Origin of the sequence: Mesorhizobium sangaii (assembly GCF_014207355.1) — a bacterium.
GTDB classification, from domain to species: domain Bacteria; phylum Pseudomonadota; class Alphaproteobacteria; order Rhizobiales; family Rhizobiaceae; genus Mesorhizobium; species Mesorhizobium sangaii.
In genome coordinates this window covers 1,006,423-1,033,373 of the sequence record NZ_JACHEF010000002.1, presented here as the reverse complement: position 1 = coordinate 1,033,373, position 26,951 = coordinate 1,006,423, and the positions used below count along the sequence as shown (strand labels likewise).

Annotated in this window: 27 protein-coding genes; 16 read left to right on the top strand and 11 right to left on the bottom strand. The window is 64.0% G+C overall.

Going from position 1 to position 26,951, the window contains the following annotated elements; genetic code table 11:
- Nucleotides 1-7: 7 nt before the first annotated feature.
- The 6 genes from HNQ71_RS14120 to HNQ71_RS14095 form a co-directional block, all read right to left on the bottom strand.
- The gene (locus HNQ71_RS14120) at nt 8-754 is read right to left on the bottom strand and encodes a ferredoxin reductase (protein WP_184873135.1); all 747 of its coding nucleotides are present in this window, start codon (nt 752-754) and stop codon (nt 8-10) included.
- The gene (locus HNQ71_RS14115; RefSeq protein ID WP_184873134.1) at nt 751-1,362 is read right to left on the bottom strand and encodes a sulfite oxidase-like oxidoreductase; all 612 of its coding nucleotides are present in this window, start codon (nt 1,360-1,362) and stop codon (nt 751-753) included. Before HNQ71_RS14115 ends, HNQ71_RS14120 begins: the two co-directional genes overlap by 4 nt.
- Before the next feature lie 150 nt (nt 1,363-1,512).
- The gene (locus tag HNQ71_RS14110; protein ID WP_184873133.1) at nt 1,513-3,036 is read right to left on the bottom strand and encodes a DegQ family serine endoprotease; all 1,524 of its coding nucleotides are present in this window, start codon (nt 3,034-3,036) and stop codon (nt 1,513-1,515) included.
- 257 nt (nt 3,037-3,293) lie between these two features.
- A complete protein-coding gene (locus HNQ71_RS14105; protein ID WP_184873132.1) occupies nt 3,294-4,013 on the bottom strand; it encodes an MBL fold metallo-hydrolase in 720 nt (239 codons plus the stop codon).
- A 34-nt stretch (nt 4,014-4,047) separates the two neighbouring features.
- Entirely contained in the window at nt 4,048-5,214 is a 1,167-nt protein-coding gene (locus HNQ71_RS14100; RefSeq protein ID WP_184873131.1) for a diphosphate--fructose-6-phosphate 1-phosphotransferase, read from the bottom strand.
- Between the two features lie 185 nt (nt 5,215-5,399).
- Complete coding sequence (locus tag HNQ71_RS14095) at nt 5,400-6,164, bottom strand: L,D-transpeptidase (RefSeq protein WP_184873130.1); 765 nt, start codon at nt 6,162-6,164, stop codon at nt 5,400-5,402.
- Between the two features lie 240 nt (nt 6,165-6,404).
- On the opposite strand from HNQ71_RS14095, the gene HNQ71_RS35500 reads away from it, so the two are divergent.
- The 4 genes from HNQ71_RS35500 to xylB all read left to right on the top strand — a co-directional run bounded on the left by HNQ71_RS35500 (nt 6,405) and on the right by xylB (nt 10,259).
- Nucleotides 6,405-6,527 carry a hypothetical protein gene (locus tag HNQ71_RS35500; RefSeq protein WP_281391379.1) on the top strand — a complete coding sequence of 41 codons (123 nt, stop codon included), beginning with the start codon at nt 6,405-6,407 and terminating at the stop codon, nt 6,525-6,527.
- A 95-nt stretch (nt 6,528-6,622) separates the two neighbouring features.
- Nucleotides 6,623-7,246, top strand: coding sequence for a LysE family translocator (locus HNQ71_RS14090; protein WP_184873129.1), 624 nt, complete (start codon nt 6,623-6,625; stop codon nt 7,244-7,246).
- A gap of 150 nt (nt 7,247-7,396) precedes the next feature.
- Complete coding sequence (locus tag HNQ71_RS14085; RefSeq protein WP_184873128.1) at nt 7,397-8,722, top strand: tetratricopeptide repeat protein; 1,326 nt, start codon at nt 7,397-7,399, stop codon at nt 8,720-8,722.
- A gap of 82 nt (nt 8,723-8,804) precedes the next feature.
- Nucleotides 8,805-10,259, top strand: a complete 1,455-nt coding sequence (xylB, locus tag HNQ71_RS14080; RefSeq protein WP_184873351.1) for a xylulokinase — start codon at nt 8,805-8,807, stop codon at nt 10,257-10,259.
- Nucleotides 10,260-10,297: 38 nt separating this feature from the next.
- Here the strand turns inward: xylB and HNQ71_RS14075 are convergent, their stop codons facing one another.
- Nucleotides 10,298-10,660: a nuclear transport factor 2 family protein gene (locus HNQ71_RS14075; protein ID WP_184873127.1), complete on the bottom strand. Its 363-nt coding sequence runs from the start codon at nt 10,658-10,660 to the stop codon at nt 10,298-10,300.
- Nucleotides 10,661-10,773: 113 nt separating this feature from the next.
- Here HNQ71_RS14075 and xylA point away from each other — a divergent pair, with 113 nt between their 5' ends.
- From xylA to HNQ71_RS14055, 4 genes are all read left to right on the top strand, one after another.
- Nucleotides 10,774-12,099 carry a xylose isomerase gene (xylA, locus tag HNQ71_RS14070; protein WP_184873126.1) on the top strand — a complete coding sequence of 442 codons (1,326 nt, stop codon included), beginning with the start codon at nt 10,774-10,776 and terminating at the stop codon, nt 12,097-12,099.
- Nucleotides 12,100-12,244: 145 nt separating this feature from the next.
- Nucleotides 12,245-12,721 (top strand): GNAT family N-acetyltransferase, encoded by a 477-nt coding sequence (locus HNQ71_RS14065; protein WP_184873125.1) that lies wholly within the window; start codon nt 12,245-12,247, stop codon nt 12,719-12,721.
- A gap of 174 nt (nt 12,722-12,895) precedes the next feature.
- Nucleotides 12,896-13,099, top strand: a complete 204-nt coding sequence (locus HNQ71_RS14060) for a hypothetical protein (RefSeq protein WP_184873124.1) — start codon at nt 12,896-12,898, stop codon at nt 13,097-13,099.
- 60 nt (nt 13,100-13,159) lie between these two features.
- Nucleotides 13,160-13,924 (top strand): TIGR01458 family HAD-type hydrolase, encoded by a 765-nt coding sequence (locus HNQ71_RS14055; protein WP_343068165.1) that lies wholly within the window; start codon nt 13,160-13,162, stop codon nt 13,922-13,924.
- Here HNQ71_RS14055 and HNQ71_RS14050 read toward each other — a convergent pair.
- Nucleotides 13,902-14,885 carry a GlxA family transcriptional regulator gene (locus HNQ71_RS14050; protein ID WP_184873122.1) on the bottom strand — a complete coding sequence of 328 codons (984 nt, stop codon included), beginning with the start codon at nt 14,883-14,885 and terminating at the stop codon, nt 13,902-13,904. The two genes, HNQ71_RS14055 and HNQ71_RS14050, sit on opposite strands and share 23 nt — an antisense overlap.
- Before the next feature lie 135 nt (nt 14,886-15,020).
- Here HNQ71_RS14050 and bcoG point away from each other — a divergent pair, with 135 nt between their 5' ends.
- The 8 genes from bcoG (at nt 15,021) to HNQ71_RS14010 (ending at nt 23,274) form a co-directional block, all read left to right on the top strand.
- Complete coding sequence (gene bcoG / locus HNQ71_RS14045; RefSeq protein WP_184873121.1) at nt 15,021-15,938, top strand: 3-dehydrocarnitine:acetyl-CoA trimethylamine transferase BcoG; 918 nt, start codon at nt 15,021-15,023, stop codon at nt 15,936-15,938.
- 100 nt (nt 15,939-16,038) lie between these two features.
- On the top strand, nt 16,039-16,662 hold the full coding sequence (locus HNQ71_RS14040) for an HD domain-containing protein (protein WP_184873120.1): 624 nt from the start codon (nt 16,039-16,041) through the stop codon (nt 16,660-16,662).
- Nucleotides 16,663-16,664: 2 nt separating this feature from the next.
- Nucleotides 16,665-17,747 carry a carnitine 3-dehydrogenase gene (locus HNQ71_RS14035; protein ID WP_184873119.1) on the top strand — a complete coding sequence of 361 codons (1,083 nt, stop codon included), beginning with the start codon at nt 16,665-16,667 and terminating at the stop codon, nt 17,745-17,747.
- A gap of 4 nt (nt 17,748-17,751) precedes the next feature.
- A complete protein-coding gene (locus tag HNQ71_RS14030) occupies nt 17,752-18,915 on the top strand; it encodes an acyl-CoA dehydrogenase family protein (RefSeq protein ID WP_184873118.1) in 1,164 nt (387 codons plus the stop codon).
- 84 nt (nt 18,916-18,999) lie between these two features.
- Nucleotides 19,000-21,078 (top strand): acetate--CoA ligase family protein, encoded by a 2,079-nt coding sequence (locus HNQ71_RS14025; RefSeq protein ID WP_184873117.1) that lies wholly within the window; start codon nt 19,000-19,002, stop codon nt 21,076-21,078.
- Entirely contained in the window at nt 21,071-21,853 is a 783-nt protein-coding gene (locus HNQ71_RS14020) for a carnitinyl-CoA dehydratase (protein WP_184873116.1), read from the top strand. The genes HNQ71_RS14025 and HNQ71_RS14020 overlap by 8 nt, the downstream gene beginning before the upstream one ends.
- A 30-nt stretch (nt 21,854-21,883) precedes the next feature.
- Entirely contained in the window at nt 21,884-22,822 is a 939-nt protein-coding gene (locus tag HNQ71_RS14015; protein ID WP_184873115.1) for an alpha/beta hydrolase, read from the top strand.
- Nucleotides 22,823-22,953: 131 nt separating this feature from the next.
- Nucleotides 22,954-23,274, top strand: coding sequence for a hypothetical protein (locus HNQ71_RS14010; protein ID WP_184873114.1), 321 nt, complete (start codon nt 22,954-22,956; stop codon nt 23,272-23,274).
- On the opposite strand, the gene dapA is transcribed toward HNQ71_RS14010, so the two are convergent.
- The 3 genes from dapA to HNQ71_RS13995 form a co-directional block, all read right to left on the bottom strand.
- A complete protein-coding gene (gene dapA, locus HNQ71_RS14005) occupies nt 23,233-24,186 on the bottom strand; it encodes a 4-hydroxy-tetrahydrodipicolinate synthase (protein WP_184873113.1) in 954 nt (317 codons plus the stop codon). The genes HNQ71_RS14010 and dapA overlap by 42 nt on opposite strands.
- 690 nt (nt 24,187-24,876) lie before the next feature.
- Complete coding sequence (locus tag HNQ71_RS14000) at nt 24,877-25,068, bottom strand: hypothetical protein (RefSeq protein WP_184873112.1); 192 nt, start codon at nt 25,066-25,068, stop codon at nt 24,877-24,879.
- 201 nt (nt 25,069-25,269) lie between these two features.
- Nucleotides 25,270-26,928: an FAD-binding dehydrogenase gene (locus HNQ71_RS13995; RefSeq protein ID WP_184873111.1), complete on the bottom strand. Its 1,659-nt coding sequence runs from the start codon at nt 26,926-26,928 to the stop codon at nt 25,270-25,272.
- Between the last annotated feature and the right edge of the window lie 23 nt (nt 26,929-26,951).

Sequence of the window (26,951 nt, the reverse complement as noted above, 5' to 3'; positions counted from 1 at the left end):
TGTCCGTTCAAACTCCGTAGCGCTCGGTGCGGATGATCTCCGCTGCGACGCCGGCATCGATCAGCGCTTGGGCGGCGGCCGAAACGAAGGCGTTGGAGCCGCAGACGAAGGCGATATCAGGCGGTCCGGGCAAGTGCGCCATGGATTGCACCATCATGGCAACGTCCACGCGCCGCGAATAATCGGCTGGACGGCGTGCGGCTTCGCGCGTCAGGGTCAAAACGAGGTCGAAGCCATCCTTGCGATCGTCGAGGGCAACCAGTTCGTCACGAAAGATCACTTCGTCCCAGACCCGCGCTGAAAAGACCAGGGCGACGGGCACGCTCGAATTGCGCCTGGCGCGATGACGGACCATCGCCATCAATGGCACGACGCCCGAACCACCCCCGACCAGCAAGACAGGCCCGCCATCGACATCGGGCCAGATGAAATGGCCGCCGAGCGGCCCGCGCAGTTCGACCTCGTCGCCAATTGCTGCGACGTCGTGGAAGAACGGAGACACCTCGCCATCGTCGAGTTTTTCGATCGCCAGTTCGATCACCCCGCCATCTCCGGGAGCGGAGGCAATGGAATAGGAGCGGCGCGCCTGATAGCCGTCCGGCGCCGTCAGCCTGACGTCAACATGCTGACCGGCGAGATAGGCGAAAGGCCGCGATAGCTGGAAAAAGAAGCTGGTGACACGCGGCGTGCGCTTTTCGATACGGACGATCCTGACTGTCTGCCAGGGCGATTGCACTGCCGCTGCGTCGCTCATGGATCGTTCGTGTAGCGCTGCTCGCGCCAAGGGTCGCCATAGATGTGATAACCGCGCAGTTCCCAGAAACCCGGCTCATCGCGCTCGGTGAACTGCAGGCCGTTCAGCCATTTGGCCGATTTCCAGAAATAAAGATGCGGCACCAGCAGCCGCGCCGGGCCGCCATGGTCAGGCGTGATCGGCTTGCCTTCGTAAAGCAGCGCTACCATCGCCTTGCCGGCGGTGAGGTCCTTGGTAGGCACGTTGGTGGAATAGCCGTCGAAGGAATGCGCCAGCGTGAAGGCGGTCGGCGGCTCGATGCCGGCATCGGCAAGAATATCGTCGATCAGCACGCCTTGCCACGGCGTGTCGAACTTGGTCCACGCGGTCACGCAATGGATGTCGCGCGTCATCTTGGTCAGCGGCAGCGCGTTGAACTCGGCCCAGTTCCATTTCTTGATCGGCCGCGGCCCTTGCTTCAGCGTGAACGACCAGTCCTCGGTGCGTACCCGCGGCGTCGGGCCGGCTGACAGGACCGGAAATCCCTGCTCGAGATATTGCCCAGGAGGGATGCGCGCGTCGCCGTCGGTCGGCGGGCGCCGTCCTGAAGAAAACCCTCGGGTGACCATCGCTGCAATCCCCCTGCATCAGGCCACTATCGGCCTTATGCAATGTTCTCGAAGATGCCGTGGCGGGCAACCGAAATCTTAACGGACAGGATCGGCGGAACCGGCATCGCCGAGCCCGCCGATTGCTGCCTTCACGTCAGCGCCCCGGCGTCAGCCATTGGCAAACGGCACCGCGACATAGATCTGGCTGCCGTCGCGCTCGACCAGCAGAAGCACCGACTTGCGGCCGGACTTGCCGGCCTGGGCGATCGCCTGCGTCACTTGCCTGGCGGTTTTCACCGGCGCCTGATTGACGGCAACGATGATGTCGCCGGGCTGGATGCCCGAGGCCGAGGCCGGCTTGTCGGGATTGACGCTTGCGACTAGGGCGCCATGCTGATTGGCCGCCAGGTTCATCTCCTGGCGGACATCAGGAGTGATGTCCATCAGGCCAAGCCCGATCGCCGGGACGCGCGAGCCCTGCTCGGCACTTGGCGCGCCGGATTCGTCGGGCACAGATGCGGTCTTCACATCGTCGCCGTTGCGCCCGACATCGACGGAAACATTCATGGCCTTGCCCTTGCGCCAGATATCCAGCGTCTCCCTGACGCCCGGCGCGACATCGGCGACGGCCCGCGACAGGTCCTTGGGATCCTTCACATCCTGTCCGGCAAAGCTGACGATGACGTCGCCGGTCTCGACGCCGGCCTTGGCAGCCGGCGAACCTTCATTGACCTGCGAAACCAGCGCGCCGCCAGGATGATCGAGCCCAATGGCGCTGGCCACATCCGGCGTCACCGGCTGTATCTCGACACCGAGGTAGCCATACTGGATGGAGCCATCCTTCATCAGCTTGGCGACCACCTTCTGGGCCTGGTCGGACGGGATGGCGAAGCCGACGCCGACACTGCCGCCATTGGGCGAATAGATCGCCGTGTTGATGCCGACCACATTGCCGCTGACATCGACCAGCGGACCGCCGGAATTGCCGTGATTGATCGGCGCGTCGATCTGGATGAAGTCGTCGAACGGCCCGCTGTGCAGATCGCGGCCGCGCGCCGAGACAATGCCTGCGGTGACCGTGGTGCCGATGCCGAACGGATTGCCGATTGCCAGCACCTGGTCGCCGGTCATCAGCCTGTCGGAATCGCCCCATTTGACGGTCGGCAAGGGCTTGTCGGATTTGATCTTGAGCACGGCGAGATCGTTCTTGGCATCGCGGCCGACGAGCTTGGCGGGAAGCTCGGTGCCGTCGTCGAGCGTCACCTTGATGGAAGAGGCGCCATCGACGACGTGATTGTTGGTGACGATGGTGCCATCGGCAGCGACGATGAAGCCCGAACCGAGCGCCTCGGCACGTGGAGCCTGCTGCGGCGGGGTTTGTGGAGCGGGCATGCCCTGGTCGCCGAAGAACTGACGGAAATATTCGTCGAACGGCGAGTTGCCGAGAGGCATGCCGTCGTCCGTGCTTTCCGGCTGCGCCTTCATGACGGTGGTAACTGTCACCACCGCGGGCTTGTCGGCGGCCACGATGGGGGCGAACGAGCCGTTGGGTGCCGTGATGCCGGCGACAGGGGTCTGGGTTGTCGGAACGGCGTTGCTCGCACTTTGAGCGAAAGAGATGACAAAGGGAGATATGATCAGCGCAGCGCCCAGCGAGGCCGCGACGCGATGTCTGCGAATGATATCTGACATGGTCGTTTGTCCGGGCGAGAGTTGATCCTGCGCAGTGGCCGCCTCTCTTGGAAACTGGCCATCCCGCGTGTCGAGGGTCGCGATTGCCCGTCTCGCCTTGCATGGCAGCCGACCGGATCGACAGCCCTGCATCTAGGGTGCGGATTGGCCCGATTTAGGGTTTTCAGGCGACCTTACGAAGATTTAATTTCCAGACGGCGGCCGGTCACAATGTCGTGGGTTGAGCGGCCAGGCGGTCTTCCCAGCCCACTGGGGCATCAGTCCGCGCCGGTTCGCGCTAGATAGGCCGTTGCAATTTCGTGCATGCGCTTGCAGTCGAAGCTCGGCCCGTGGCCGCCATGACCAATACGGATCGGGATGTCGAGCAGGCGCTGCATCGTGCGGCGATAGGCTGTTCGATCGGAGTCCGGCAGGTCGTCGATCAACTTGTCGTCGTAGATGGCGTCGCCACTGAAGAACAGGCCATCGGCCTCGTCGAGCAGTGCGATCGAATCCGGCGAATGCCCGGGCAGATGCAGCACGCGAAACCGACGATCGCCGAGATCGACCACGTCGCCCTCGTCAAGGGTCCGCGTCAATGGCGCTGACGGGATTCTGTAATCGGCTGCCTTCCAGCCCGGCGCCGGCAGTTTCGAGACGGCACCTTCGAGGTCGTGGAACATGTAGGCATAGGTCGCGGCGTCATCCATGCTGTCGAACTGCGCCGCACTCATCCTTGGCCCGGCCCGCAACGGGAACTCGTGCAGCGAGCCGACATGGTCGAGATGGATATGGGTGGCGACGACCAGCAACGGCTTGCCGTCGGACAACTCGATCTCCGGCGCCAGCGGACAGATGCCCATGCCGGTATCGACCAGCAGGTCGACATCGCGGCCGCGCAGATGCCAGATGTTGGCGCGCACGTAATCATGCACGAACGGCTCGGTCAGCATCGTCGTCTTCTCGTCAATGGTGCTCTTGCTGAACCAGCCCGGCATCACGTGTGAGCCGGCATCACGTGTGAGTCCGGCATCAGACGAACGGCTTCCCGACCTTGTATTTTTCCGGCACCAGCCGCTTGAGATAGGCCATGCCGGCCTCGGACAGCTGATTAACATCGGGCTTCATGAAATCGTCGGGCATATGGCGGGTCTTGCCGGCGACGTTCTTCAGCGGCACCTTCTTCAGCACCGTTTTGGCGCCGTCATATTGCAGCGCCACCGAGCCGCCACCCTGTTCGGCGACGCTGACGGCGAAGGCGCCGGCATCGAAGGCCTCCTGCGCGTCGACCGCGCTGATGGCGCCGATATAGCCGCGCGGCATGTAGCCGAGCGCATCGACGCGGGCCCGCTTGCCGGGCAGGCCTTCGGCCAGCGCGCGCTCGAGTGCGGCCGGCAGGTCGCTACCCGACAGCTTGACGTTGCCATGCGCGTCGCGCTCGAGCTTCTCCGGCGGCACCAGGCTTTCGACGAGCGCCTTGCCGTCGGCGGTGCTGACACCTTCCGACACGGCGACGATACAGCGCTTGTGGCGATCGAGCGTGGCACGCACGTCGTCGATGAAGCCGGCCGCCGAGAATGGCCGTTCCGGGACGTAGACGAGGTGCGGGCCGCTGTCCGGGTCGAGTTGCCAGGCCGCGGCCGCAGCAGTGAGGAAGCCGGCGTGCCGGCCCATGACGATGCCGACATAGATGCCGGGCAGCGCGCGAAAATCGAGGTCCACGGACAGGAAGGCGCCAGCGACGAACTCGGCCGCCGAGATGAAGCCCGGCGTGTGATCGTTTTCCTCGAGATCATTGTCGATGGTTTTCGGCGCATGGACGAAAGCGATCGTGCCGCCGGCGGCGTCGGTCAGGATCTGCTGCGTGCCGGACGTGTCATTGCCGCCGATGTAGATGAAGGTGTCGGCGCCGGCCTTCTTCAGCCCGTTGAGGACGACCTCGCAATAGGCGGCGTCCGGCTTGTCGCGCGTCGAGCCAAGGGCCGCACTTGGCGTTCCGGCGATCAGCCGAAGCCGGTCCTCGGGGATGGCGGAGAGGTCGACATAGTTGCCGTCACGAATGCCGCGCACGCCGTGGATGGAGCCCAGCACCTTGGCACCGGGATGCCGCTTGCGGATCTCCAGCGTCGCCCCGACCACTGTCTGGTTGATGACGGCGGTCGGGCCGCCGCCTTGTGCGATAACGAAAGTTCCGGCCATTCCTGACGTCTCCCGAGCGATGAATTCGCAGGCACATTCGCCTGTCTTTCGCCATCGCGCAACGGGAGAACAAGAGCATGATCCCGAAAAGCACGCCCTGGGCTCAACCCGACGGTGGGAACCGGCTTTCGCCGGAGATCATGCTCGAACAAAAGAAGAAGCGGCCGCACCGGCGGCCGGCAGGGTCACATGACGACGACCGGATTTTTCTTGGTGACGCGGCTGTAGAGGTCGATGATGTCCTGATTGATCAGGCGCACGCAGCCCGACGACATCGCCTGGCCAATGCTCCACCATTCGGGCGAACCGTGGATGCGATAGCCGGTGTCCTTGCCGTCCTGATAGATATAGAGCGCCCGGGCGCCAAGCGGGTTGGTGAGACCGCCGGGCTGGCCGGCCTGCCATTTCACCAATTCCGGCTTGCGGGCGATCATTTCGGGCGGCGGCGTCCAGGTCGGCCATTCCCTGCCGTACTGGATGTTGGCGCGGCCGGACCAGCGGAAGCCGTCCTTGCCGATGCCGACGCCGTACCGGATGGCATCACCGCCCGGCTGGACGAGATAGAGCATGCGCTCCTGCAGATGGACGACGATGGTGCCGGGCGCCTCGCCGGTCGTGTCGACGACGATCTGGCGGCGGAACTCCGGCTTGACCTTCAGATAGGGCACTTCCGGCACGTTGAAGCCGCCATCGGTCAGCCCCGCATACATCAGGTCGGGGCTAGTGATGTGCTTGTCGACGCTGATGCTCGGCCGGATCGGCACTGAGTTGGTGACGGTGTCGTCGAGATCCAACACCGGCAGACCGCCACCCGAGGTCGAGCAGCCGGCAGCGCTGAGCAAAGCCAGCGCCCCTGCGCCGGACAGGATGGTGCGACGGGAAAGATGATGATCGGTTTCGATTGCGTCGCCGTTTCGCGGCGGCGTCAGACCTTGCGGCAACTCACGCATATACCCAAACCCTACGCTGTCGGCGGGAAGCACGGTCCGGCCGGATAGAACGCATCTTCATCATTCATGGTTGATAAAGCGTGAAGGCCTTGCGCTGCCTGCGTTTGCGCGTCGCCTTGCCGGTATTCGAGCCGCCGCCCGACCGTCGCCCGAAGGGCTGTTGCACAAAAAGACCCCCGTCAGGTCATATTCCCGGCGCCGGCGCTTCCTACCCCTCTCAGGCGGCTACCGAGGGGATCCATGTGCAAGGCCTTAAGAACCGACATCAAGCTTTTTGCCGCGGCCATTGCCGCAGCAGCAATCGTTCTCGGTGCCGATGTCAGCCTGGCCGATATCGTGAGCACGCTGAGCGGCGCGAACTGACACCGACCTGCCGTTGGCGAAATTAGGGAAATCGCCCTTTACATTCTCCCGTCGCCAAGGATTTATCCTCTTCTTTACGCTCAAAGGAGACGAGCATGTCCTTCGAAAACTGGGCTGCCTTCGCTGCCGCCTCGACAATCCTTCTCATCATTCCAGGTCCGACCATCCTTCTGGTCGTGTCCTACGCGCTGGGCCAAGGCTGGCGTACCGCTCTGCCGATGGCGGTCGGCGTGGCGCTCGGCGACTTCACCGCGATGACGCTGTCGATGCTGGGCATCGGCGCATTGCTGGCCGCTTCGGCGACCGTCTTCACCGTCCTGAAGCTGATCGGCGCCGGCTATCTGATCTATCTCGGCGTGAAACTGTTTCGCGCCGGCGGCGCGCTGAAAGCCGAACCGCGCACCGACGTGGTGTCCTCCGCTAAGATGATGGCGCATGCCTGGCTGGTCACCGCGCTCAACCCGAAAAGCATCACCTTCTTCGTCGCCTTCCTGCCGCAGTTCCTCGACCGGCATGCCGATTTCTGGACGCAGATGTTGATTTTCGAGACGACCTTCCTGGCGCTCGCCTTCGCCAATGCCTTCGGCTATGCGCTGATCGCGGCGCGCGCACGCAACGTCGTGCGCAATCCCAAGGCGATCCGTATCTTCAACCGCACCGGCGGCACGCTGCTGGTCGGCGCCGGCATCGCCACGGTGGCGATGCGTTCGGGCAATTAGGACAATGGAGAAAATTCGGCTTCACCATTTAACGCTGAAGCCGAGATTGCCCTGGAAAATGCACCGGTTGGCGAGTCCGTGGCCCATGCTTTAGGATCGCTTTGGGCCGAAGGATCGAGGCCTCGTCATGAGCCGATCAAAGGACATCGCATGGCCATCAGGGACGCATTCGACCTGACACTTTCGGGCGCAACGGCGGCGGGGTTCACGCCCTACAACCAGGCTGTGCGTGAATTGCAATGCTTCATCGGCGATCCCGTCGCCTCCGTCGATCGCGCCATCGCGGAAGATCCCGGCTTCGTCATGGCGCATGTCTTCAAGGGCTACCTCTTCGGCCTCGCCACCGAGCGAGAGGCGACCGCCGTGGCCAAGGCTTGCCATGAGGCGGCGCTGCCGCTTGCCGCGACGACGCGCGAGCGGGCGCATGTCTCGGCCCTTGGTCATCTCGCCAACGGGCGCTGGCACGATGCCGCCGGCGTTCTTGGGGATATCGCCATCGACTTCCCGCTCGACGCTGTGGCGCTGCAAACGGGGCATCAGATCGACTTCTTCACAGGCAATGCGCGCATGCTGCGCGACCGCATCGCCCGCGCCCTGCCATCCTGGCAAAGCGGCATGCCGGGCTACCACGCCATCCTCGGCATGCAGGCCTTCGGACTGGAGGAGATGGGTGACTATGCGCAGGCCGAGAGGCTTGGCCGCACCGCGGTCGACCTGGAGCCGCGTGACGGCTGGGCCCAGCATGCCGTTGCCCATGTCATGGAGATGCAAAGCCGGCAAATGGATGGCATTGCCTGGATGCGGGCCAATCCAGAAGCATGGACAAAGGAGAGCTTCCTCAAGGTGCACAATTGGTGGCACCTGGCGCTGTTCCACTTTGACCTCGGCGAGACCGACGAGGTGCTGGCTCTCTATGACGGCCCGATCTACGGCGAGCGATCGACGCTGGCGCTCAACATGGTCGATGCTTCGGCGATCCTGTGGCGGCTCTATCTCGGCGGCGTCGATGTCGGCAACCGCTGGGCAGCGGTCGCCGCCAACTGGGCGCCCAAGGCCGGCGACGGCAATTATGCCTTCAACGATGCCCACGCGATGATGGCCTTTGTCGGCGCCGGGGTCGAAGCACCGGCTCAGACCTTGCTGGAGGCGCAGCGCGAGGCGATGCAGGGCAGCGACGACAATGCGGTCTTCACCCGGGATGTCGGCCATCCGCTGACGCTCGCCATCAAGGCATTCGGTGCCGGTAACTATGCCGAGACTGTTCGCCTGATCCGGCCGATCCGGGCGATCGCCTACCGTTTCGGCGGCAGCCACGCCCAGCGCGACGTCATCGACCTGACGCTGATCGAGGCGGCCTTGCGGACCGGTGACGGTGCGCTGGCCAGGGCGCTCACGGCGGAACGTTCGACGGCACGACCCGACAGTCCGCTGTCGGCGCTGCTTTCGCGGCGCGCCGCCAATTTGTCAGAGAATTGACCCGAAGCGGATCTTGTCTTAAAAACTGGCCAAGCCAGATTTTTTCGAGATCCGAAAAAATTAAATGGCATGGGAGGAAATCATGTATCTCGGCCTCGATCTCGGGACATCGGGCGTCAAGGCGCTGCTGATCGATGCCGAGCAGACAGTCATCGGCTCCGGTCATGCATCGCTCGACGTATCTCGGCCGCATCCGGGCTGGTCGGAACAGGATCCGTCTCACTGGATACATGCCTGCGAAGAAGCAATTGCCGAACTGAAGGCTTCCCACCCAAGCCAGCTCGCCGCGGTGAAAGGCATCGGCCTGTCCGGGCAGATGCATGGCGCGACCCTGCTCGATTCCGCCGACAAGGTGCTGCGGCCCTGCATCCTGTGGAACGACACGCGCAGCCATGCCGAGGCCGCCGCGCTGGACGCCGACCCGCGCTTTCGCCAGCTGACCGGCAACATCGTCTTTCCCGGCTTCACAGCGCCGAAACTTGCCTGGGTGAAGAACAACGAGCCCGCGGTCTTCGCCAAAGTCGCAAAAGTGCTGCTGCCCAAGGATTTCCTGCGGCTCTGGCTTTCAGGCGAATACATTTCGGAAATGTCGGATTCGGCCGGCACCTCCTGGCTGGATGTCGGCAAGCGCCGCTGGAGTGCGGATCTGCTCGCGGCGACCTCGCTCGACGAGAAGCAGATGCCTTCGCTGGTCGAGGGCACTGAGAAGGCCGGAGCGTTGCGCAGTGAACTGGCCTCGAAATGGGGCATGCAGGCCGGCATCCCGATCGCCGGCGGCGCCGGCGACAATGCGGCTTCAGCCTGCGGCATGGGGACGGTGGGCCCGGGCCACGCCTTTGTCTCGCTCGGCACATCGGGTGTGCTGTTTGCCGCCAATGCTTCCTATCTGCCTAACCCGGCAAGCGCCGTCCACACCTTCTGCCATGCGCTTCCGAACACCTGGCATCAGATGGGCGTCATCCTATCGGCGACCGATTCGCTGAATTGGCTGGCGGAGATCACGGGCAAAGGCGCAGGCGAACTGACCGCCGAACTCGGCGATACGCTAAATGCGCCGAGCGGCGTGTCCTTCCTGCCCTATCTGTCGGGCGAGCGCACGCCCTACAATGATGCAGCCATCCGCGGCGCGTTCACCGGATTGGCGCATGAATCGAGCCGCGTGGTGCTGACGCAGGCCGTGCTCGAAGGCGTCGCTTTTGCCTTCCGCGATAGTCTCGAAGCCCTGGCCACAGCCGGCACGACGTTGACGCGGGTGACGGCGATCGGCGGCGGTTCACGTTCGCGCTATTGGCTGAAAGCGATCGCCACCGCGCTTGACCTGCCCGTCGATATTCCCGCCGACGGCGATTTCGGCGCCGCCTTCGGCGCGGCGCGGCTTGGCCTGCTCGCGGCGACGGGTGCCGATCCGCTCAGCATCTGCACGGCACCCAGGACGGATGCCACCATCGAACCGGATGCGGCACTCGGCGGCGTCTATGCCGATGCCTATCAACGCTACCGGGCGCTGTATCCGGCGATCAAGGTGGCCACGGCGTGAGTGCGCTCTCGCCCACGCCGCGGCCCGGAAGGGCAGCGTTATTGCGCCGGCACCTTGTCGAGAAAGCCGGTGACGTTCTTCAGGCGGCCGTTCTCGATGACGCCGATGTCGGTGCCTTCGATGATGGAGGGAGTGCCTTCCGGGCCGAGGTTCCAGGAGAAGCGGATGGTGTCGGCAAAACCGTCCGGCGTGCCCTTCAGCGAGAACCGGAAGCCGGCAAAGCGCTGCTGTACGCCGTCGATCAGCGCCGCGACGCCTGCATGGCCGTCCCCCTGCATCAGCGGATCGCGATAGCTGACGTCTTCGGTGAAGGTCGCCTTGAGCAATTCGGCCCGGCGTTCGGCGTCGCTCTCGTTCCAGGCGCTGATGTAGCCTTCGGCGATCTTGATGAGGTCGGTCATGGTCTGTCTCCTTCGTTTGACGTTTTTGACATGAGCCTTTTCGACCAGCGGAAGAACGAAACCAATTACGCCTGAGGTAATCAGGGCGAACTATTCGAGAGAGGACAAAGATCATGAGCAGCGGATTTTTCGGCGACATCAAACAGATCAAGTATGAAGGGCCGGATTCGACGAATCCGCTGGCCTACCGGTTCTACAATCCCGACGAGGTGGTGGCCGGCAAGCGGCTGGAAGACCATCTGCGCTTCGCCGTCGCCTACTGGCATTCCTTCGCCTGGCCGGGCGGCGATCCGTTCGGCGGGCAGACCTTCGACCGCCCGTGGTTCCCCAAGGCCGGCGGGATCGACACGATGGAACTGGCGAAGCTCAAGGCCGATGTCGCCTTCGAGATGTTCTCGCTGCTCGGCGCGCCCTATTTCTGCTTCCACGACGCCGACGTGCGGCCGGAGGGCAAGGATTTCTCCGAGAGTGCGGCACGCCTCGACGAGATCGCGGACTATTTCGCCACCAAGATGAAGCAGACCGGCGTCAAGCTGTTGTGGGGCACGGCAAACCTGTTCTCCAATCGCCGCTTCATGTCGGGCGCCGCCACCAATCCCGATCCGGATGTCTTTGCCTATGCGGCGGCGACGGTGAAAAACTGCATCGACGTCACCAAGCGGCTGAAGGGCGAAAATTACGTGCTGTGGGGCGGCCGCGAGGGCTATGAGACCCTGCTCAACACCGACCTTGCCCGTGAGCAGGAACAGGCCGGCCGCTTCCTCAGCCTGGTCGTCGACTACAAGCACAAGATCGGCTTCAAGGGCACGATCCTGATCGAGCCGAAGCCGCAGGAGCCGACCAAACACCAGTACGACTATGATGTCGCGACGGTCTATGGCTTCCTCAAGCGCTTCGGGTTGGAGAAGGAGGTCAAGGTCAACATCGAGCAGGGCCACGCCATCCTGGCCGGCCATTCCTTCGAGCACGAGCTGGCGCTGGCCAATGCGCTCGGCATTTTCGGTTCGATCGACATGAACCGCAACGACTACCAGTCGGGCTGGGACACCGACCAGTTCCCCAACAACGTGCCGGAAATGGCATTGGCCTACTATCAGGTCCTGCAGGCCGGCGGCTTCAAGACCGGCGGCACCAATTTCGACGCCAAGCTGCGCCGCCAGTCGCTCGACCCGCAGGATCTGCTGATCGGCCATATCGGCGGCATGGATTCGTGCGCGCGCGGCCTGAAAGCCGCAGCCCGCATGGTCGAGGACAAGGCGCTGTCCGCACCTCTGGCAGAACGCTACGCCGGCTGGAATACGGCCGAGGGCAAGGCGATGCTTGCCGGCAAGCGCACGCTGGAGGAGATCGCCGAGCGCGTCGTCAAGAAGAAGATCGAGCCGCAGCCAAGGTCCGGCCGCCAGGAACTGCTGGAAAACATCGTCAACCGCTACGTGTGAAGCCTGATCTCTGGACCGACATCCACCACCTCTGGCTGAAAGCCGCCGTGGTCGCCTTCTGCTAGTCACGGATCTTTGTTGGCCTGTGCGAGTTCAAGGTGCCGCGCCGCCGAAAAGGCGACGCGGCGGCTGGCAGGAGGAGGAAATGGCAGAGGATCGAATCATCGTGCGCCGGGCGCAGGCAACCGACATCCCGGCGTTGAAGCAGGTGCTGCAGGAAACATTCCAGGGCACCTGGCTGCCGAACATCACCGAGGGGGCGGCGCAGCGCTACGTCGAATCGGATACTGGCGGGCGCTATGTTGACCAGAGCTGGCCGGAATTTGCCGTTGCCGAGATCGATGGCGGCGTCGCAGGCCTGATCCATTGGCGTGCGGACTTTATCGAGGCCCTGCACGTCATGGCGTCGCGCCAGGGGCAAGGCGTCGGCCGCAAGCTGCTTTCCCATGCCGAACGGGCCATCGCTGCCGCCGGATTTGTGCAGGCGCGGCTGGAAACCGACACGTTCAACCTGCGCAGCCAGACGCTCTACAAAGCGGTTGGCTATGTCGAGAAGGATCGCTACCCCGACGACGAATGGGACAGCGGCTTCACCACCGTACTGTTCGAGAAGCGGCTGTAGAAGTCTCCGACCTGGCCTGGCCAGGCGCAGGAACGGCTTTGCGCAAGGCTGGCTCCGACGACACGGTTTGGCCCTTTGCCGCCCCTCAATGACCTCGCTCTTGCCTTCAAACTGCCGTCACGTATCTCGTATAAGACTGGCTCGTAGCGGGAAGGAAGAAGGAGGCGAACCGATATGCAGAACGAACGTGAAATCGACGCCCTGCTCTCACCTGGCGAGGTCGGATCGATCATCGACCGGCTGATGGCAATGCCGCATCCGAAAGACGGCACGCAGCGCACAAACGAATGGGATCGCGCGGTTGCAGCGCGACTTGAAACGGTGCTGGCCAAGAGCATGCGCTCGCGCATTGTCCACGAAAGCCGCGACGTCGCTTGAAGGTCCCTGCGGTTTGACGAACGGAGCCTGTTTCGTCATCCTTCACCGATGGTACGCGCGGTGCTTCTGGACCTTTTGGGTGTCGTCTACAATGGCGACACCCCGATAGCGGGCGCTGTCTCGGCAATCGATCGCCTGCGCAATGCGGGCTTGCCGCTCCGCTTTGTCAGCAACACAACGCGCTCACCACACAAGGCAATCATCGCGCAGCTTACCGCCCTCGGCGTCGAGGTTGAAGAAGAGGAATTGCTGACGCCGGCGCGTGCCGCCGTCGAATGGCTGCGCAGGCACGGCCTCACACCGCATCTGCTCGTCCATCCCAACCTGGAGCCTGAGTTTTCCGGACTGGACGGCGCAAATGGGCGGGCCGTCATCGTCGGAGATGCAGGCGAAGCCTTCGATCATGCCAGGCTCAACCGGGCGTTCCGCGAGCTGGTGGCCGGCGCCGATTTTGTGGCGCTCGCCACCAATCGCACCTTCAAGGATGCAGATGGTCTGCTCAGCCTCGACACGGGCGCCTTCGTTGCCGCCCTCGAATTCGCCAGTGGCCGAAGCCCTGTCGTGCTCGGCAAGCCGACACCGGACTTCTTTCTTTCGGCGCTTGCCAATATGAACTGCTCGGCCGCCGATGGGGTCATGGTCGGCGACGATGCCGAGAGCGATGTCGCCGGCGCGCTGCGCGCCGGGCTTGGTGCGGCGCTGCTTGTGCGGACAGGCAAGTATCGCCCAAACGACGAAACACGCTTCAATCCGGCGCCCACGGCTGTGGTAGATGACCTCGCCGCCGCGACCGACTGGATACTCACCAACCGCGCCGTACTCTGACTGGCGCTTCGCCAAAAGCTCTCGAAAACGCCCTCGAAAACGCCGCGGCGGACGAAAATCCGGTCCGCCCGGCAATATCGGCCATCGCCACCCGCGTATCGACAACCAGCCGGCGCGCAGCGCCGAGGCGCAGCCTGAGATAATAAGCGCCCGGCGTCTCGCCGATCGACTTGCGGAAAATGCTTTCCAGGGTTCGCGCCGTCACGCCGGCGCGTTTTGCCACCGCTTCTATCGTCAGCGGCTGGTCGACATGCGATTCCATCAATCGGATGGCTTGCGCCAGCCGCGGATCATAGCCATCGAGCCGGCCGAGCGAGACCAGTGGCTGGGCGTCGGTGGCGGCGCGTGCCTGGTCGTAGATGAAGACGCTGGCGACATCGAGCGCCACCGCCATGCCGAGGCGCGTGCGAATGAGATGAAGCATCAGGTCGAAGGTCGGCGACGCGCCGCCCGAGGTGAAGACCGGTCCGTCGATGACATAGCGGTCGGGGCGGACATCGACGCCGGGAAAGGCCGACGAAAAGTCCTCCATGTCCTCCCAGTGAGTGGTGGCGCTGCGCCCTTCCAGCAGGCCGGCGCGCGCCACAAGCCATGTGCCGGCCTCGACGCCGCCGCAGGCACGCGCCGTCCGTGCCGCCCGGCGTAGGCCTGAAAGCAGAGCCGACGTTGCGTAGTTCTGGGTGCCGAAGCCGGCGACAACGACAAGGACGTCGGTTGGATCAGCCGCGTCGAAGCGGCCACTGACCGCCACCGGCAGGCCGCACGTGGTGACTGGAGCCTCGCCGGTCACCGAGACCAGCTTGAAATCGAAGAGGGTCTCGCCGGAGATGCGGTTGGCGGCGCGCAATGGATCGACTGCCGACGCGACGCACATGATGGACGAGCCGGAAAACACCAGCAGCGTCACCTTGAGCGGTAGGCGCTCGGCGCGAAAGATATCGGATTTTTCGCTTTTTATCATATGCCCTTCGTAAAAGGCAAAACAGTTTCCGGCAAGTCAGGCAATGTTGGTTGGTTCTTATGCATGTCGGTGTCCCAAGACCGGTTGCCACCTTTGGGCGGCATGCATGGTTGTTTCGATTGGGAGGAGAATTCGATGCCGCTCGCGATGAACCGTGAGGTCTTCATTACCTGTGCCGTGACCGGGTCCGGTGGCTCGCAGGACCGCAGCCCGCATGTGCCGCGCTCGCCCAAGCAAATCGCCGATTCGGCCATCGATGCGGCCAAGGCCGGCGCCGCGATCGTGCATTGCCATGTGCGCGACCCCGAAACCGGCAAGCCTCGTCGCGACGTGCATCTCTACCGCGAAGTGACCGAGCGCATCCGCGCGGCAAACGTCGACGTCATCCTGAACCTGACCGCCGGCATGGGCGGCGACATGGTGTTCGGTTCGCCCGAAGCACCGCTGCCTTTGAATGAAAAAGGCACCGACATGGGCGGCGCCACCAACCGCATGGAACATGTGCGCCAGTGCCTGCCGGAAATCTGCACGCTCGACTGCGGCACCATGAATTTCGCCGAGGCCGACTATGTCATGACCAACACGCCCGGCATGCTGCGCGCCATGGGCGGCATGATGACTGCGCTCGGCGTCAAACCGGAGATCGAGGCCTTCGACACCGGCCATCTGTGGTTCGCCAAGCAACTGGTCGAAGAGAAGGTTCTTAATCCGGATGCCCTGGTGCAGCTCTGCATGGGCGTGCCGTGGGGTGCGCCTGACGACCTCAACACCTTCATGGCCATGGTCAACAATGTGCCATCGACCTGGAACTGGTCGGCCTTTGCCATCGGCCGCAACCAGATGGCCTATGCCGCCGCGGCAGTGCTTGCCGGCGGCAATGTCCGTGTCGGGCTGGAAGACAATCTCTGGCTAGACAAGGGCGTGCTGGCGACCAATGCGCAGCTGGTCGAGCGCGCCGCCCGCATCGTCACCAATCTGGGCGCCAGGATCCTCGGGCCCGAGGAAGTGCGCAAGAAGCTGAACCTGACCAAGCGGGCGCCGATAGCGGCATGAGCATGATCCCGAAAAGTGGGAACCGGTTTTCCCGGACAAACGAAACCGTTTGTCCAGAGATCATGCTCAAACAAGAAGACTAATTCGCTGGGAGGTCGGCATGACTACCGTCAAGTTCACGGCGATGAAGGATGGCGACAGGCAAGACTACGAGTTCCTGACCGCGCATGAGATCGACTATGCGGCCAAGACCGGCGAGCGGCTGCTCGACGCGCTGGTCCAGCTCGATGAGGGCCTGTCGGGCTACAAGATCACGCGGCTCGGCCATTCGCTGCAGGCGGCGACGCGCGCCTGGCGCGACGGCGCCGACACCGACTGGATCGCCTGTGCGCTGCTGCACGACATCGGCGACATCTATGCGCCCTACAATCACGATGAATACGCCGCGTCGATCCTGAAGCCCTTCGTGCGCGAGCAATGCACCTGGGTGGTGGAGAAGCACGGCGACTTCCAGCGGCTTTATTATGCCCATCACCTCGGCGGCGACCGGCACGCCCGCGACCGCTTTGCCGGCCACGCCTATTTCGGCGACTGCGATGCGTTTTGCGAACGCTGGGACCAGTCGAGCTTCGATCCCGACTACGAGACGCTGCCGATCGAATTCTTCCGGCCGTTCGTGCTCGAAGTCTTTGCCCGCAAGGCCTATGACCCGTCAGTGATCCGCGCCGGCGAGCGAGTGCCCCTCCTCGATCCCGAAACTGCCACCAAGAGAACCGGAGCCTAAGCATGAGCATCATCAACAAGGCGGCCGCCATCGGCGGCGGTGTCATCGGCGCCGGCTGGGTGGCGCGCCTGCTGCTCAACGGCATTGATATTTCGATCTTCGATCCCGACCCGGAGGCGTCGCGCAAGGTCAGCGAAGTGATGAAGGGAGCGCGCCGCGCCTACAAGCAGATGGTGCCCGGCGGCCTGCCGAAAGAGGGCAAACTGACCTTCGCCAAGACCATCGCCGAGGCGGTGGCCGACGCCGACTTCATCCAGGAAAGCGTGCCGGAACGGCTCGACCTCAAGCACCGCGTGCTGGCCGAGATCGATGCCCATGCGCCTGCCAATGCCATTGTCGGCTCCTCGACCTCCGGCATCAAGCCGACCGACATGCAGGTGGCGATGAAGAAGCACCCGGAGCGGCTGGTCGTCGGCCATCCGTTCAACCCGGTCTATCTGCTGCCGCTGGTCGAGATCGTCGGTGGCGAGCAGACCTTTCCCGAGGCGATCGAGGTCGCCAAGGAGATCTACGCCTCGATCGGCATGAAGCCTGTCGTCATCCGCAAGGAAATCGAAGCCTTCGTCGGCGACCGCCTGCTCGAAGCCGCGTGGCGCGAGGCGCTGTGGCTGATCAAGGACGGCATCTGCACGGTCGAGGAACTCGACGACATCATGCGCTATGGCTTCGGCCTACGCTGGGCGCAGATGGGCATGTTCCAGGTCTATCGCGTCGCTGGCGGCGAGGCCGGCATGCGCCACTTCATGGCGCAGTTCGGCCCGTGCCTAAAATGGCCGTGGACCAAGCTGATGGACGTGCCGGAATTCAACGACGAATTGGTCGACCTGATCGCAACGCAGTCGGACGACCAGGCGCATGGGCTGTCGATCCGCGAGCTGGAAAAGATCCGCGACGACAATCTGGTCGCCATCATGGACGCGCTGTCGAAACAGAACAAAGGCAAGGGCTGGGGCGCCGGCGCCTTGCACAAGGACTATACCAAGCAGCTGGCCAAGCTGGCGGCGAAGAAGCCGACCGCCTCCAAAGCGGCGGAGAAGGCAAAGGCAAGCAAGCCGAAGAAAAAGACCGGCAAGAAAAAGGGCTGATCCCATGGATTTCGGGCTGTCGGAGGAACAGAGGCTCATCGTCGAGACGACGCGTGCCTTCGTCGAAAACGAGCTTTATCCGCATGAGCGCGAGGTCGAGCGCACCGGCGTGCTGCGCCGCGAGTTGATCGAGGAGATCAAGGCCAAGGCGATCGAGGCCGGGCTCTATGCCGCCAACATGCCGGCGGACGTCGGTGGTGCCGGGCTCGATACGGTGACCTGGCTGCTTTATGAAAAAGAGCTCGGCCGAGCCAACTACGCCCTGCATTGGACCTGCGTGGCGCGCCCGTCCAACATCCTCTTGGCCGGCACGCCGGAGCAGCGCGAAAAATATCTGTTTCCTTGCATCCGTGGCGAGAAATGGGACTGCCTGGCGATGACCGAGCCGGGGGCCGGTTCCGATCTGCGCGGCATGAAGGCGACCGCGGTGCAGGATGGTGACGACTGGGTGCTGAACGGCACCAAGCACTTCATCAGCCACGCCGACCTCGCCGACTTTGCCATCGTCTTCATGGCTTCGGGCGAAGAGGATTCGCCACGCGGCAAGCGCAAGAAGATCACCGCGTTCTTCGTCGACAAGGGGACCAAGGGTTTTGCCGTGCGCGACGGCTATCGCAACGTCTCGCATCGCGGCTACACCAACGCCATCCTCGAATTCGACGATTGCCGGCTTCCGGCAAGCCAGGTGCTCGGCGAGGTCCACAAGGGTTTTGACGTCGCCAATTCGTGGCTCGGCGCCACCCGGCTGCAGGTCGGCGCCACCTGTCTGGGCCGCGCCGAGCGGGCGCTTGGCCATGCTGTCGAATATGCCGCCCAACGCCAGCAGTTCGGCCAGCAGATCGGCAAGTTCCAGGGCGTGTCGTTCAAGCTTTCCGACATGGCGACGGAACTGAAGGCGGCTGACCTGATGGTGTTCGAAGCCGGCTGGAAGTACGATCAGGGCACCGTCACCGATCAGGACATGGCCATGGCCAAATTGAAGGCCACCGAGATGCTTGCCTTCGTCGCCGACGAAGCGATCCAGATCCATGGCGGCATGGGATTGATGGACGACCTGCCACTGGAACGCATCTGGCGCGACGCGCGCGTCGAGCGTATCTGGGAAGGCACGTCCGAGATCCAGCGCCACATCATTTCACGAGCGCTGCTGCGCCCGTTTGGAGCCTGAGCATGATCGCGAAAAGTGGAATCCGGTTTTCTCGGACAAACGATCTCGTTTGTCCTGAGATCATGCTCCAACGAGAAAGTGATCATGCATAAACTCGAACGTCTCCTGCGGCCGAAGTCGATCGCTGTCTTCGGCGGCGCGCAGGCTGCCGCCGTCGTCGCGCAGTCGATCAAGATGGGCTTTGCCGGCGAGATCTGGCCGGTGCACCCGACCAAGGACGAGGTGGCCGGCCGCAAGGCCTACCGTTCGGTAGCCGATCTGCCCGGCGCACCTGACGCCGCCTTTGTCGGCGTCAACCGCCACCTGACCATCGAGGTGGTCAAGGCGCTGGCCGAACGCGGCGCCGGCGGCGCCGTCTGCTTTGCCGCAGGCTTCCTCGAGACCGAGGCCTATGATGACGACGGCGAGCGGCTGCAGGCCGAGCTGGTCGCGGCGGCGGGCCAGATGCCGATCATCGGGCCGAACTGCTATGGCCTGATCAACTATGCCGACGGCGCACTCCTGTGGCCCGACCAGCATGGCGGCATCAGGCTGGCCGACGGCGGCAAAGGCGTCGCCATCATCACCCAGTCGTCCAACATCGCCATCAACATGACGATGCAAAAGCGCGGCCTGCCGATCGCCTTCCTGATGACGGCCGGCAACCAGGCGCAGACCGGCCTGTCCGAAATGGCGCTTGGCCTGATCGAGGACGAGCGGGTTACGTCGCTCGGGCTGCACATCGAGGCCTTCGATTCGGTAGCCGGCTTCGAACGGCTGGCGGCCCGGGCACGCGAGCTGAAGAAGCCGATCATCGCCATGAAAGTCGGACGCTCCGAACAGGCGCGGCAGGCGACAGTCTCGCACACCGCCTCGCTGGCCGGCTCAGACGCGGCCTCGGGGGCCTTCCTGAGGCGGCTCGGCATTGCCCGCGTCGATTCCATTCCGGCCTTTATCGAGGCGCTGAAGCTGCTGCACGTCACTGGTCCGCTGCCCGGTTATCGTCTGTCGTCGATGAGCTGCTCGGGCGGCGAGGCGTCCGTCATGGCCGACAGTGCGGAGGGTCGCTGGGTCAATTTCCCTGACCTGACCGGCTCGCACCGCGCTCATGTCAAATCGACGCTCGGGCCGCTGGTGGCGGTGGCCAACCCGCTCGACTACCACACCTTCATCTGGAACAACGAGCCGGCGATGACCGCCACCTTCACCGCCATGGTGTCGGGCGGTTTCGACCTCAACATGCTGGTGCTGGACTTCCCGCGCCCCGACCGCTGCTCAGACACCGACTGGTGGGCGACCCTGCGGGCCTTCGAATCGGCGCTGAAGACCAACAAGGCGCAAGGCGCCATCGTCTCCTCGCTGCCCGAGAACTTGCCGGAGGAGTACACGGCCGGGCTGATGGCGCGTGGCATGGTGCCGTTGTTCGGCATTTCCGAGGCCATGGACGCCGCCCAGGCGGCAGCCTTCATCGGCTGGGCATGGCGCGAGCCGCAGGCGCAGCCGATCGACACGTCCGCTTCCGGCGCGCCCGGTGGCGACCACATCACGCCCGACGAGGCCGAGGCGAAATCGCGGCTGATCAAGGCCGGCCTGCCGGTGCCCAAGGGCGAACGCGCCGCCAATGCCGTCGAGGCGGTGATCTCGTCGATGGCGCTCGGCTTTCCGGTGGCGCTGAAGGCGCTGGGCGTCACCCACAAATCCGAGGTCGGCGCTGTCAGGCTCAACCTCAAGGACGCCGAATCCGTCAGCACGGCAGCGCATGACCTGCTGCCGCTCGGCACCGGCCTCTATGTCGAGCACATGGTGCGCGACGGCGTCGCCGAACTGATCGTCGGCTTCACCCGTGACCCGATGTTCGGCGCGGTGATGACGCTGGGCACCGGCGGCGTGCTGGTCGAACTGCTGCGCGACAGCGTCACGCTGATGCTGCCGGCAACCCGCGACGACATCGAGGCGGCGTTGCGCGGCCTCAAACTGTTCCCGCTGCTCGAAGGCTATCGCGGCCGGCCGAAGGCAGACGTCGCCGCGGCCATCGAGGCCATCTCGGGCATTGCCGCCTTCGTGCAGCAGAATGCCGGCGAGATCGAGGAACTCGACATCAACCCGCTGATCGTCTGCACAGAGGGCAAGGGTGCCTGGATCGCCGACGCGCTGCTGGTGCTGGGAGACAAGAAGAATGGCTGACGTCATTTCGACCCGCCGCGAGGGTACCATCCTCGAGGTCACGCTCGACCGGCCCAAGGCCAACGCCATCGATCTCAAGACCTCGCGGCTGATGGGCGAGACATTCAAGGCCTTCCGCGACGATCCGGAGTTGCGCGTCGCCATCGTCAAGACCGCCGGCGACAAGTTCTTCTGCGCCGGCTGGGACCTGAAGGCGGCTGCCGGCGGCGATGCGGTCGACGGCGACTATGGCGTCGGCGGCTTTGCCGGACTGCAGGAACTGCGCGACCTCAACAAGCCGGTCATCGCTTGCGTCAACGGCATGGCGGTGGGCGGCGGCTTCGAGCTGGCGCTGTCGTGCGACCTCATCTACGCCTCCGATCATTCCTCCTTTGCGCTGCCCGAGATCCGCGCCGGCACGCTGGCTGACGCGGCGACGATCAAGCTGCCGAAGCGCATCCCCTATCATGTCGCCATGGATCTTTTGCTCACGGGCCGCTGGATGGATGTCGCCGAGGCGCATCGCTGGGGCCTTGTCAACGAAGTACTGCCCAAGGAGAAGCTCGAGGACCGCGTCTGGGAGATCGCCAGGCTGCTCGCTGGCGGCCCGCCACTGGTGTTTGCCGCGATCAAGGAGACGGCGCGGGTGGCGGAGGCGCTCACCTTCCAGGACGCGATGAACAAGGTAACACGCCGCCAGTTGCCGACGGTCGATGCCCTCTATGGCTCCGAAGACAATATGGAGGGTTTTCGTGCTTTCGCCGAAAAGCGCGAGCCGGTGTGGAAGGGGAAGTAGTGGCGGCCCCATGGCCGACTACAAAGCCCCATGACCGACTACAAAACCCTCATCGACGCCGAGACCTGGGCCTTCATCGAGCAGACCAATTCCTATTATCCGCCTGACACGATCGACTACACGATCGCACAGCAGCGCGAGATCTATGACCGCATGTGCCGCGAGTTCTTTGCCGGCTATCCCGAGGGTGTTGCGGTCGAAACCTCTGCCATTGCAACGACCACTCATGATATCCCGATCCGCATCTACCGAAGCGCGTCGCAGGCAGCGGCGACGGTGCTGTATTTCCATGGCGGCGGCTTCATCCTCGGCGGGCTGGACAGCCATGACGATGTCTGCGCCGAGCTCTGCGGCCGCACCGGCCATGAGGTGGTCTCGGTCGACTACCGGCTGGCGCCGGAACACTTGCATCCGGCCGCCTTCGACGATGCAATGGGCGCCTTCGAATGGGCCACCACCAATCGCGAGCATCCCATCGTGCTTTGCGGCGACAGCGCCGGCGGCAATCTTGCCGCTGCCGTCAGCCATGCGACACGCGGCCATCAGCGCAAGCCGATTGGCCAGGTGCTGATCTATCCCGGCCTCGGCGGCGACCGCTCGCGCGGCTCTTACGTGACGCATGCCGAGGCGCCGATGCTGACGGTGCGCGACCTGGAATTCTACAAGAAGGTCCGCACCGGCGGCGTGGATAGGACCGGTGACATCACGCTGTCGCCGCTCGCCGATGGTGACTTCGCCAATCTGCCGCCGACGGTGCTGATCACTGCCGAGTGCGACCCGCTGTCATCAGACGGCGAAGCCTATCGCGCACGCGTCGCCGCCGCCGGCGGACGGGCATATTGGTTCGAGGAAGCTGGGCTGGTGCATGGCTATCTGAGAGCCCGGCACACGGTCGGCCGCGCCCGCGCCAGCTTTACGCGGATCGTCGATGCGGTAGCCGCTTTGGGAACGGGCGAATGGGTCCCCTGAGCGCCGTCATCCATATGCGGCGTATATAATTCAGGCCAAAACCTGGTCTCGAATTCCTATACGGCCAGCGACTATGTATTTCCGGGCCGCCGCTCGACGGCGGCCGGAACGACAGACTGGCTTCAACGACCATGAGATCACATTCAGTCTGGCTGACCTCCAGGGTCAGCCGCAGGGTGCCGACGGAATATTTTGTCCTGGCAAACCTCAGAGAACAAGGCGCGATCATCGGCCGGCTCGCCGGCCATCCGATCGCCGATACGGTCGTCGATGCGAGCGGATCCCGATATCGCTATGTCGGCGTTGCAACACGCGACGCCGATGGGCGTTTCGATGTCGAAGCGCTGCGGGCTGGCGAATGGATCGTCCAACCGGGCCTGGTCTACGCCGCTGACGGCAAGGCCGCTCCGTCAAAACCGCTGCTGAGCAGGCACGGCCGCAATCAATCCTGATCGCATTGCGCTGTATCCACCCTCGTTCAAAGTCACCATCGCCTCTCGAATTGCCGTCGCGGTTTCAGGACGGACAGCGGTCATTGGCAAGCGGACGTCAGGGCTTAGGCCTAGCGCCAGGTGCAGGGCGTATTTGACCGGCACCGGATTGCTCTCCAGCTCGAGCGCCGCGATGAGTGGCCGCAAGCGATGATGGATGGCCCGAGCGGTATGGTGGTCGTCTTGCCGGCAGGCATCATGCATCTCGACGCACAGTCGAGGCGCGACGTTCGAGACCACGGAGATCGTGCCACGCCCGCCCATCGTGTTGAAGCCGAACGACGTGGCGTCGTGACCGGACAGACAGATGAAGCGACGCCTCAGCACTGCGGGAAGCGAGGACAGGCGGTTCACATCGCCGGTGGCGTCCTTGATGCCGACGATGGTTGGAATCTGCGCTAGGCGCTCGACCGTCTCCAGCGACAGGTCGACACCGGTCCGGGCCGGGACATTGTAGACGATGATCGGTATCTTGACCTTGCTGGCGATGGCTTCGAAGTGGCGGAATATCCCCTCCTGGCTCGGCCTGTTGTAGTAGGGCGTGACGATGAGGGCCGCGTCGGCCCCGAAAGCCTCGGCGGCTGTCGAAAGAGCAATCGTCGTCTCGGTGCTGTTCGTCCCGGTGCCGGCGATGATCGGCACCTTCCCCGCGGCAATTTTCACGCAGAGCGCGATGATGTCGAGGCGCTCCTCCCACGATAGGGTCGGGGACTCACCGGTGGTGCCGCACGGCACCAGCCCGTTGATCCCTTGTTCGATCTGCCAGCGCAGCAGCGTGGTCAGTTGCTTCAGGTCGACCTCGCCGTCGGTGAATGGCGTTACCAGCGCGGTCATCGCTCCGGTCAGGCGCGTTCGTGCTTGTTCGGGTGTCATGGGAATCAAATTCTCCTTGGTGATTGTTTGGGGACGCCGCCTGTTCGCGGTGCGAAAGAAGCAGAGCCGAGAGCACCGCTGCTGCCAGATCGGTGTGGTCCGCTTCGAATTTGCGGGCGTTGCCAGGCATCCCTGCAGGCGGGACTTGAATGGTGCAAAACCATCGCTCGCCGATCCTGCTGAGCGACGAAACCGAGCGCTCCGGCTTCGACAAGGCGACGAGCAGGAGGACGGCGTCGAGCGTGGCGCCGGCCTCGACCAGACGGGCAAACCGCCGGCCTTGCCGGGACGATCTGTCGAGCGACGGGCCGCGTGCGGCCTCCCACAGCTGGTGTTCGAGCAATCTGCCGACATGCGGGAGACGATCGAGCAATCCGACCAGATCGGCAGTGTTGGACGTGTCCATGGTCAGACCGTTCCGGAAAGGTGAAAGCAGCCGGAAGCAGGATCAGTTGAACAGGGAAAGCCGGACGCTTGCCGGGGCGAAGCGTATCGCGCCGGCCTGATGACCGCTTTCCATTGTGGCAAAACGAACAGCGGAACTCCTATCGGCGAAAACGCCGCCGGTCAGGCCTTCTTCGTCGCGCGCGATCCAGTGGCCTTCACCGTCGCGCCCAACCACGAAACGGTGAGGGGCCCTTCCGTCAGGGGGAATGTGAGAACGTTGCATGATGATCTTGTGCCTTGCGATCAGGAAACTTGAGCAGCGATGGTGGCGGCGACCAGCAAGCCGCCGACGACCAGGAGCCACCATGTCGATGTGAAGGGCGCGACCAGGCTGCCCGGCCGGCGATTGTTGTTGGCCGCCCGCCTGATTTGTTCGAGCTGCGACGCCGGCAGCGGACGATGGGTGGGCAGATAGAGCCCGTCCGAGAGGAACATCGAGGACTTCCTTCTTTCTTAACTGTCGCCACGAGGTGGTGACTGCCTGCAGCGGCTCAGGACCGGCTGCACTCAGAAAGATAAAAGCAACCGCATTTGTATTCGAGGCGGCCGAAAACTGAAAAATATAAAAAAGTCATATGTTTATCGCCTGGGCGTATGTGCCCCCCAAGCAGGAAATCGGACCGCGACGGCGCTGTTTCACGCCACCGCGACGGCCGCCGCCCGGCCGGCGCTGCGGCCGGAAAAGATGCAGCCGCCAAGGAACGTGCCTTCAAGCGCCGCATAGCCATGAACGCCGCCGCCACCGAAACCGGCGGCTTCACCGATGGCATAGAGGCCCACCACCGGCTGGCCGTCGGTACCCAGCACGCGGCTGTCGAGATCGGTCTGCAGGCCGCCGAGCGTCTTGCGGGTCAGGATGTTGAGGCGGACCGCGATCAGCGGGCCGTTTGCCGGGTCAAGCATTTTGTGCGGCTTGGCCGTGCGGATCAGTTTGTCGCCAAGGTAAGCACGCGCACCGCGCAATGCGGTGATCTGCATGTCCTTGGAGAACGGATTGTCGAGCTGCCGGTCGCGGGCGCGGATCTCGCGTTCGACCTTCGCGAGTTCGAGTAGCGGCTCGCCGCCGGCCAGCGCGTTCATGCGGGCGACCAGCGTCGACAGGTCGGCCTCGACGATGAAATCCTCGCCCTTTTCCATAAACGCCTTGACCGGGCCCGGAATGCCTGAAGTGGCGCGGCCGAGAACCTGGCGCCAGCTCTTGCCGGTCAGGTCGGGATTCTGTTCGGAGCCCGACAGTGCGAACTCCTTCTGGATGATCTTCCTGGTCAGGATGAACCAGGAATAGTCGAAGCCGGTGCTCATGATGTGGCTGAGCGTGCCCAGCGTGTCGAAGCCGGGATAGAGCGGCACCGGCAGGCGCTTGCCCCTGGCATCGAGCCACAGGGATGACGGGCCGGGCAGGATGCGGATCGCATGATCGGTCCAGATCGGCGCCCAGTTCTTGATGCCCTCGACATAGTGCCACATGCGGTCGCGGTTGATGATGCTGCCGCCGGCCGTTTCGGTGATCGCCAGCATGCGGCCGTCGACATGGTCGGGCACGCCCGTGATCATGCGCCTGGGTGCCGCGCCAAGCCGCTGCGGCCAGTTCTCCCGGACAAGCTGGTGGTTGGCGCCGATGCCGCCGGAGGCAACGATCACCGCTTGCGCATGAAGCTCGAAATCGCCTGATATGTCGCGCGAGCTTTTGTGGCCACGCTCGACGGCGCTCGGCTGCAGGATGTCGCCGCGCACGCCGTCGACGATGGCACCCGTGCGGGTCAATTCGTTGACCCTGTGGCGGAATTTGAAGCGGATCAGCCCACTTTTCTCGGCTTCGCGGACGCGCTGGACGAAGGGTTCAAGCACGCCGGGGCCGGTGCCCCAGGTGATGTGAAAGCGCGGCACCGAATTGCCATGGCCGATGGCATTGCCACCGCCACGCTCGGCCCAACCGACGACGGGAAAGAATTTCAGGCCGCGCTGCGTCAGCCATGAGCGCTTCTCGCCGGCGGCAAAGCCGACATAGGCTTCGGCCCATTTGCGCGGCCAGTGATCTTCCGGGCGGTCGAAAGCGGCGGTGCCCAGCCAGTCCTCGAGTGCCAGATCATGCGAATCGTGGATGCGCATGCGCCGCTGCTCGGGCGAATCGACGAGGAAGAGCCCACCGAACGACCAGAACGCCTGGCCGCCGAGCGACTGTTCCGGTTCCTGGTCGACGATGACGGTTTTCTTGCCGGCCTCGGCAAGCTCGGCGGCGGCGACCAGCCCGGCGAGGCCGGCGCCGACAATGATCACGTCAGCATGGTCAGCCATCTTTCCCCCTTCCCATTAGCCGG

Coding starts and splice junctions, on each gene's coding strand:
- HNQ71_RS14120 (WP_184873135.1), bottom strand. CDS start 754: ATGAGCGACGCAGCGGCAGTGCAATCGCCCTGGCAGACAGTCAGGATC.
- HNQ71_RS14115 (WP_184873134.1), bottom strand. CDS start 1,362: ATGGTCACCCGAGGGTTTTCTTCAGGACGGCGCCCGCCGACCGACGGC.
- HNQ71_RS14110 (WP_184873133.1), bottom strand. CDS start 3,036: ATGTCAGATATCATTCGCAGACATCGCGTCGCGGCCTCGCTGGGCGCT.
- HNQ71_RS14105 (WP_184873132.1), bottom strand. CDS start 4,013: ATGCCGGGCTGGTTCAGCAAGAGCACCATTGACGAGAAGACGACGATG.
- HNQ71_RS14100 (WP_184873131.1), bottom strand. CDS start 5,214: ATGGCCGGAACTTTCGTTATCGCACAAGGCGGCGGCCCGACCGCCGTC.
- HNQ71_RS14095 (WP_184873130.1), bottom strand. CDS start 6,164: ATGCGTGAGTTGCCGCAAGGTCTGACGCCGCCGCGAAACGGCGACGCA.
- HNQ71_RS35500 (WP_281391379.1), top strand. CDS start 6,405: ATGTGCAAGGCCTTAAGAACCGACATCAAGCTTTTTGCCGCGGCCATT.
- HNQ71_RS14090 (WP_184873129.1), top strand. CDS start 6,623: ATGTCCTTCGAAAACTGGGCTGCCTTCGCTGCCGCCTCGACAATCCTT.
- HNQ71_RS14085 (WP_184873128.1), top strand. CDS start 7,397: ATGGCCATCAGGGACGCATTCGACCTGACACTTTCGGGCGCAACGGCG.
- xylB (WP_184873351.1), top strand. CDS start 8,805: ATGTATCTCGGCCTCGATCTCGGGACATCGGGCGTCAAGGCGCTGCTG.
- HNQ71_RS14075 (WP_184873127.1), bottom strand. CDS start 10,660: ATGACCGACCTCATCAAGATCGCCGAAGGCTACATCAGCGCCTGGAAC.
- xylA (WP_184873126.1), top strand. CDS start 10,774: ATGAGCAGCGGATTTTTCGGCGACATCAAACAGATCAAGTATGAAGGG.
- HNQ71_RS14065 (WP_184873125.1), top strand. CDS start 12,245: ATGGCAGAGGATCGAATCATCGTGCGCCGGGCGCAGGCAACCGACATC.
- HNQ71_RS14060 (WP_184873124.1), top strand. CDS start 12,896: ATGCAGAACGAACGTGAAATCGACGCCCTGCTCTCACCTGGCGAGGTC.
- HNQ71_RS14050 (WP_184873122.1), bottom strand. CDS start 14,885: ATGATAAAAAGCGAAAAATCCGATATCTTTCGCGCCGAGCGCCTACCG.
- bcoG (WP_184873121.1), top strand. CDS start 15,021: ATGCCGCTCGCGATGAACCGTGAGGTCTTCATTACCTGTGCCGTGACC.
- HNQ71_RS14040 (WP_184873120.1), top strand. CDS start 16,039: ATGACTACCGTCAAGTTCACGGCGATGAAGGATGGCGACAGGCAAGAC.
- HNQ71_RS14035 (WP_184873119.1), top strand. CDS start 16,665: ATGAGCATCATCAACAAGGCGGCCGCCATCGGCGGCGGTGTCATCGGC.
- HNQ71_RS14030 (WP_184873118.1), top strand. CDS start 17,752: ATGGATTTCGGGCTGTCGGAGGAACAGAGGCTCATCGTCGAGACGACG.
- HNQ71_RS14025 (WP_184873117.1), top strand. CDS start 19,000: ATGCATAAACTCGAACGTCTCCTGCGGCCGAAGTCGATCGCTGTCTTC.
- HNQ71_RS14020 (WP_184873116.1), top strand. CDS start 21,071: ATGGCTGACGTCATTTCGACCCGCCGCGAGGGTACCATCCTCGAGGTC.
- HNQ71_RS14015 (WP_184873115.1), top strand. CDS start 21,884: ATGACCGACTACAAAACCCTCATCGACGCCGAGACCTGGGCCTTCATC.
- HNQ71_RS14010 (WP_184873114.1), top strand. CDS start 22,954: ATGAGATCACATTCAGTCTGGCTGACCTCCAGGGTCAGCCGCAGGGTG.
- dapA (WP_184873113.1), bottom strand. CDS start 24,186: ATGACACCCGAACAAGCACGAACGCGCCTGACCGGAGCGATGACCGCG.
- HNQ71_RS14000 (WP_184873112.1), bottom strand. CDS start 25,068: ATGTTCCTCTCGGACGGGCTCTATCTGCCCACCCATCGTCCGCTGCCG.
- HNQ71_RS13995 (WP_184873111.1), bottom strand. CDS start 26,928: ATGGCTGACCATGCTGACGTGATCATTGTCGGCGCCGGCCTCGCCGGG.